3 protein-coding genes are annotated in these 2,197 nt (G+C 69.4%); all 3 read left to right on the forward strand.

The features are described from left to right. Positions 1 to 383 (forward strand): ATP-binding protein (locus tag ACE3TU_RS21645; protein WP_374627922.1); only part of this gene is annotated, 383 nt, incomplete at its 5' end. Positions 384 to 409: 26 nt separating this feature from the next. Continuing rightward, positions 410 to 895 carry a hypothetical protein gene (locus ACE3TU_RS21650; RefSeq protein WP_374627923.1) on the forward strand — a complete coding sequence of 162 codons (486 nt, stop codon included), beginning with the start codon at positions 410 to 412 and terminating at the stop codon, positions 893 to 895. Positions 896 to 989: 94 nt separating this feature from the next. Continuing rightward, positions 990 to 2,195 carry a hypothetical protein gene (locus tag ACE3TU_RS21655; protein ID WP_374627924.1) on the forward strand — a complete coding sequence of 402 codons (1,206 nt, stop codon included), beginning with the start codon at positions 990 to 992 and terminating at the stop codon, positions 2,193 to 2,195. Positions 2,196 to 2,197 lie beyond the last annotated feature (2 nt).

A 2,197-nucleotide genomic window follows, 5' to 3' on the forward strand; every position in this document is an offset into this window, starting at 1 on the left:
GGTTCCGCGGCGATGAGGGCGATCTCGAGGAAATGGCCGGGAACCTGCTCGACAATGCCTGCAAGTGGAGCAAGTCCTCGATCGGCGTGACGCTGGTCGCCGAGCGCAGCGGGCAAAATGCCAACCTGCTCGTCAAGATCGAGGACGACGGCCCGGGGCTCACCGAGGAAGAGGCACAGAAAGTGTTGCGCCGCGGCGTCAGGCTCGACGAGAAGACGCCCGGCTCCGGGCTGGGGCTCGATATCGTCAAGGAACTGGTTGACGTCTATGGCGGCTCGCTGCAGTTGAAGCGTTCCGTTTTGGGCGGCCTGCTCGCCGAACTCCGCCTGCCTGCCGCAAAGGTCGGCGGACTCCGCACTTTCGCCTCAATGCGCAAGGAATAAGCCCCCCGGCCACCTCCGAGACCCCCATGCAGCAGATCGTCCGTGCCCTCCCGCTTGTCCTGACGCTCGCCCTCGCCGGGTGCAGCTTCGGACCGTCCACGTCCGAGGTGGCGCTGGGTCCGACGCTGAACCAGCCCAACCCGGCGCTGGCGACGCCGCAGATCACCCCGGCCTCGGTTCCTTCGGTCGCCAACGTGGCGAGCGCGGAGACGGCGCTGACCGACGTCACCGCCTATCTCGACCCCGGCGTGATCGGCAAGCTCAGTGCCAAGGAAAAGGCCGAGGCGGCGAGCGCCCAGTTCAACGCGCTGACCTTCGGCCGGCCCGGCGCCCCGCGCGCCTGGAGCGGCGACAAGGGGGCTGCCGGCCAGGTGGTGGTGGGGCCTTATGTGCGCGTCAACAATATCGACTGCCGCGATTTCACCCACACGGTGACGCTGGCCGGCGGAAGCTTCGTCAAGAAGGGCACGGCCTGCCGCGATGCGGCGGGGACCTGGACCGTCGCCGGCTGACGCCGGCCGGTCGCCCATAAGTTCGGAAGCTTTTTCTTTACCGGCGCGCTCTAGGCTGGCCCTCAGCATTGGCACCTAGCGCCCGACCGGACTCATGCCCGACATCACTGCCAGCCCGCAGCCCAAGCCGCAGCCTGCCGCGACGCGACGCGCGCCGGAGGCCGGCCGGCCGTTCTTCGGCCTGATCGACCCGGTGCTGGTGCCGTCTCCCACCCAGTTCGAGTTCGACGGCGCGATCGGCCGGGCCCACGCCGCGGCGGCGTGGACCTGGATGCTGCGCGACCTCGCCCCCGACCTGATCGACCCGACCGCCGAGGACAACGATGCGGCCCGGGAGTCCCTTGATGCCGCGATGCCCGAGCTGATGCAGCGGGCCAAGAAGGCCATGCTCGAGGCCGAGGATAACCCCGAGACCGAACGCCGCATGCGCATCCAGTTCGGCGGCGACGAGCCGTACGGACGGCTGCCGGCAGTGCTGCACGCGCTCAAGTGCCGCAGCCTGCTCGACAAGGCGCAGGCCTATGGCCGCGCCGTCAATGCCATGACGGACGAGGCGCAGCTGTGCCTGGCGCTCCAGTCCATGCCGCTCAACGACCAGGCGGTCTACGCCGTGCTGATGCAGGCCGCGATGGGCCAGGTCGCCAATCCGCACCGCCTGATGGCGGCAGTGGTCCGCACCGTCGGCGCCACCACCGAGGGGGCGATCATGCGGGCCGGCTACGCCCCGCTGATCGATGCCATCTTCTCGCACGCGCAGGCTCAGATTCCGGCCCTGCAGCAGTTCGGCGCCTTTGCCGACATCGATCTCACCTGCCGCGCCATCGAACGCTTCCACAAGCTGATGCGAGCGGTGACCGGCTATGTCGAGATCGGCCGGCTGAGCCGCTGGGCGACGGTCGCCGGCGGCCTCACCACCACGGTGTCGGCGCTGATCGAGCCGCGCCTTCGCGACGTGGCCCCCGACGTCAATCGCGCCCTGCGACGCCGCGACGGCACCGACCGGCTCGACAGCGACCTGCTGCTCTCGGCCCTCAACGGCTGCTATGTGCTGGCCGCCGTACGGGAGAGCCGCGACTCGCTCGCCCTCAACGCCCTGTTCGACCAGACCTGGCAGCAGGTGGGACAGGCGCTCGAGATGCATGTCCAGCGCAACCTCGAGCTGTATCGGGCCAACCCGATGGACCGCATCGTCGGCGAGCGGCTGGACGCGGCCATCAAGATGACCGAGCTGCGCTTCAACACCGAGTATGCCGACGTGCTGCGCCGGGCCCGCGAGAGCGCCGACCGGCGCGTCATGTAGCC

Source organism: Devosia sp., assembly GCF_041917035.1.
Taxonomy (GTDB): Bacteria; Pseudomonadota; Alphaproteobacteria; order Rhizobiales; family Devosiaceae; genus Devosia_A.